We start from the raw sequence: 4,113 nt of genomic DNA on the forward strand, positions 1-4,113 counted from the left end.
GAAATTCCCTCCTATCTTTTTGAATTTTAATAACTATTAAAATTACTACAATCTACTATAAGCAAATAGCGTGCCAAGTTTTAAAGTCTAATTTTAAAGAAAATTTATGTGTTTTCTGGATTTGTTGGTTCTTTTGGGTGGTATAATAGAACCAAAAAGAACTGATTGGAGGGAATTAGATGAAGAAAAACTCACTTACTTTGATTACAGGGAGTAAAAAAACAAGACAAGCTCTGTCTAATCAGTTAATTCTATTACTAGAAGATTATTTAAATATTAAATCCTATGCAATTGAGGACTGTGAGTTATTAGAGTTTAAAGACGATATAATTCTTTTTTCTTCTGAAGAAGCAAAGAATGAAACTGAAAAAATAGCTACAGTGAGTGGTAAGCATGTCATGGTAGGAAAGAGAACACTTAATCATGAGAATGTTGAAAAACTATTAAGGATTGAGGAGGGGACAAATGTATTAGTTGTTAATGATGATTTTCATTCTACGGTTGAATTAATACAGTCCCTTTACCAATTAGGAATCGACCATGTAGAATATTTCCCATTTAAAAATGATCAATTATATTATCCAAATATAAGCATTGCAGTATCTCCTGGTGAAACTCATTTAAGTCCTTCCTATATTAAAGAAGTAATTGATATAGGAGTTCGTCTTTTTGATATCTCCGCTATACTTCAAATTGTTGAAATCTGTAACCTTAATAAAAACATTTCATCATTAATTTCGGAAAAATATATTAGAAATATTATTGAATTGCAAAGAGAACTTTTACATGCAGAGCAAAATGAGAAAAAAGTAAATAGGCATTTACAAAATGTTGTAGATACGGTTGATGATGGTATTTTAGCGTTAGATAATTATGGAAACATAACGGTATTTAATGAAAAACTTTCTTTACTTTTTCAAGTACCTATTGAGAATGCGTTAGGAAAACATGTAGACAATGTTATTGAACTGCAAAATGTTAAGGAGTTTATTTTTAATGGATTTGAAGAATTTAAATTTTTTTCCATCAATAACATTGATTTAGTCATCTATCGATTCTATATAAAAGATGATGAAAGAGTTGTAGCTACTTTTAAAAGTGTAAACAGAGCTTCTGAAATTGAAAAAACTGCTCAAAGAGAGCTTAGAAATCAAGGTTTTTTTGCTAGATACGATTTTAAAGATATAATTGGCGAGCATCAATCCATATCAGCATGTAAAAATATTGCCAAAAAACTTGCAATCACAGAGCACCCGATATTAATCCAAGGTGAGACAGGTACAGGTAAAGAACTCTTTGCTCATGCTATGCATCAACAATCTAATCGGAAAAATGGACCTTTTTTAGCAGTTAATTGTAGTGCTTTTACGGAGAGTTTATTAGAGAGTGAACTATTTGGTTATGACGAAGGTACCTTTACAGGAGCTAAAAAAGGTGGGAAAAAAGGGTTGTTTGAAATTGCAAGTGGAGGGACATTATTCTTAGATGAAATTGGTGATATTAGCCTAAACGTACAGTCACATTTATTGCGTGTACTTCAAGAACAAGAGATTCGCAGAATTGGAGGTAGAAAAATTATTCCAATTAATGTACGGATAATTGCTGCAACTAATAAAGATCTTCATCTTAAAATGGCTGACGGTTCATTTCGGTCAGATTTGTTTTACAGATTAAACGTTTTAAATTTATACATTCCACCGTTGCGATCTCGGAAATTGGATATACCTTTGTTAGTAAATCATTTTGTTACAAAAAGTGGTAAAAAAGTGATGATCGATAAAGACGTTTTAGAAAAATTATATCATCATGAATGGAACGGAAACATTAGGGAACTAAAAGGAGTACTCGATTACATGCTCACTGTCTGTGAAGGAGGGATTATTACGCTAAAAGATTTTCCTAATCATATTCAAACAAAAACTAATCGATTAAAGACGATAGAAAAAACGGAATATGAATTACCAAGTAGTGTCCTTGAGGTACAAGAATCCATTACAATACTAGAGTCAATAAAAAATTTAAATGACATAGGAAAGATAGCAAGTAGAGAAGCCATTTCAGCTCGAAGTGAGGAGATTGGTAGATACTTAACCTCACAGCAAATTAGACTCCGATTAAATACAATGGAACAAAAAGGATTTGTTATTAAAGGTAAAGGAAGAGCAGGCACAAAAATTACTTCCTTAGGTACTGATTATTTATATTTCTTAAAGGGGAAATTAGTTGAATATGATTATATCTATTAACCAAAAATTTTGTTGATTAACGGAATGATAATACCGAATATTATTGGAAGAGATAAGAAACCAAAACTCAACGTAACTAATTTTCCATGTAAAGGGTACAGGCCTTGCATAGAGAAAGCCTAAGGGTAATGAGTTACCTAGTAATGATGATAACCAAGACATTCATGGCAAAAAGTACTGAAGGGTTCAAACAAGACATAATTGTACGATTGGAGTTAACCAGTTACTCGTAGACGGCGGTTATGACACTGATTCACGGCTTGATCTTTAATGCTTTCATAGATTACTAGATTAAGTAGGTTACATAGCGAATCACTTGAAAGAGAACGGTGTAGGGCGTGGAGACGCACCGTAAGACAGTAGTCTATAAGCTATGTGTTAGGAGAGAACTCCTGGCGGTCGTTGCAACGTCTATACATACGGATACCATAACTCAGTAGTGCTGAGAAATTTATTTTGTATGGAAAGGCAGATTTTAACCTCATTTTTTCACAAGGGGTTAGTCTGCCTTCCAGCCGTTGTCCATTCCTCGATGGCTGAGTTTAAAAGTCTTTAAGGTCAAAGTCAAGAACATAAAAACAAAAAGATAAAAAGAATATTAGAATCGGGGATAGAGGTTAAGTGGTAGTGGATGATAAGTTTACTTTTGGATGTGTGGGTAACCCTGGTTTTGGGTTATCCATGCAGAGAAAAGTTAACTTATAGACCGTAACGAAGTGAAGGGCTTAGGGTTTATAAAATTGTAAATATATTAATGAGAGGTATAAAAATGAATTTTCAAAAGTGAAACGTTTTATTCGATTATTGAAATTTTTGGAAAGGTTTTCTTTTGTATTCTTAATTTAGGAATATTTTTCTAAATTTTGAAGAAATAGGAGTTGTAATTTATGAAAAAAATTTTAACTAGTATTTTGACTGTTGCTTGTGTTATAGGATCTGTAAAACCTGCTTTTGCAGATACAGCTTCAACTACAAAACCAAATGTGACATATGGATCGACTTCTGAATTTGGTTATAAAGAATTTATGGGGCCATGGCAAAATGATAAATGGAATTACTATGCTTATTCTTATAAATATTCTAATTGGGATAAAGATATATATAATGCTGTTAATTCAAATTCCTCAGTTACAGTAACAGCTCAATCAGAAACACAATATAGTTTGTCAGGTTCAACTGAATTTGGTATAAAAAAATTGCTCAAGCTAATCTAAATGGAACATTTGGACAAACTTGGGGAAAATCGTATTCTGTACAATTTTCTGCTGTTAAAGGTAATGTTTATGAATTATGGAGTGCAAATAGAGTAAAAGTTGAAAAGTATCAATATAAATACAAACCTTTTTTAAGTACTACGTATACAACTTTAAAAAGTCAGGCTAATGATAAAGATGGAACAGAAAAATGGTTTTGGTCACATAAATAAAGAATGAATAGAGGTCAATTTTTGAAAAACAAAAAAATATTGGGTGTGTTTTTTGCGTCATTATTACTCATCTTAAGTGCATGTAATTCAAATACTCATAAGGTAAATACTCATAAAGTAAATACAACGCAATCTATTGTAAAAAAATTAGAAGGTACAAATGAAAAGCAAAATAACTATTTGTTTTTTAACGAAGCTGAACCAGTAAAACAAATTACACTTTCTTTTTATGGTAACTATGACAAGAAAAAAATAACAAAAATTAACCTATACAAAGGTACTCAATTAGTTTCAAATAATACTTTAATATTGGATGATAGTATTCATGATGGTGGAAAGTTTAATTTCCAATTAAAGAGTTACGTTAAATCATTTGATATGGTTGAATTTGAAAATTCCGATGGTCCACTTTTTAAGCTGCATACAGGAAATTATACATTT

3 protein-coding genes are annotated in these 4,113 nt (G+C 31.1%); all 3 read left to right on the forward strand.

All coding sequences use genetic code 11. The features are described from left to right. The first annotated feature begins 179 nt into the window (after positions 1-179). Positions 180-2,246, forward strand: a complete 2,067-nt coding sequence (locus CN514_RS18645; protein ID WP_098233892.1) for a sigma-54 interaction domain-containing protein — start codon at positions 180-182, stop codon at positions 2,244-2,246. An 887-nt stretch (positions 2,247-3,133) separates the two neighbouring features. Further along, positions 3,134-3,460 carry a hypothetical protein gene (locus CN514_RS18650; protein WP_098233893.1) on the forward strand — a complete coding sequence of 109 codons (327 nt, stop codon included), beginning with the start codon at positions 3,134-3,136 and terminating at the stop codon, positions 3,458-3,460. A gap of 233 nt (positions 3,461-3,693) precedes the next feature. Beyond that, on the forward strand, positions 3,694-4,113 hold a 420-nt coding region (locus CN514_RS18655), incomplete at its 3' end, for a hypothetical protein (protein ID WP_176525966.1).

The organism is Bacillus sp. AFS001701, assembly GCF_002559405.1.
GTDB lineage: Bacteria > Bacillota > Bacilli > Bacillales > Bacillaceae_G > Gottfriedia.